We start from the raw sequence: 234 nt of genomic DNA, 5'->3' as shown, positions 1-234 counted from the left end.
GAGACCGAGCCCGCCGGCCGCAAGGCGGCCCGCGCTGCTGTCCTGTTCGAACAGTTCGAAGATCGACTCCTGCGCGCCGGGGACGATGCCGATCCCGCGATCGACGACGTCGATCGCGACCACGCTCGCCTCGGTGCGCACGTGGACTTCGATGTGCTCGCCGTTCGGCGAATACTTCGATGCGTTGTCGAGCAGGTTGTACAGCACCTGCACGAGCCGCACGTCGTCGCCGCG

General features: G+C 67.5%; 1 protein-coding gene. It reads right to left on the bottom strand.

Going from position 1 to position 234, the window contains the following annotated elements; genetic code table 11:
• Positions 1-234: sensor histidine kinase (locus SB771_RS37255; protein ID WP_410722312.1), on the bottom strand; the 234-nt coding region annotated here is incomplete at both ends.

Source organism: Burkholderia sp. SIMBA_051, from assembly GCF_046534915.1.
Lineage (GTDB): Bacteria > Pseudomonadota > Gammaproteobacteria > Burkholderiales > Burkholderiaceae > Burkholderia > Burkholderia ambifaria.
The sequence above is the reverse complement of the archived record's forward strand: the minus strand, read 5'-3'. Positions and strand labels throughout refer to the sequence as shown.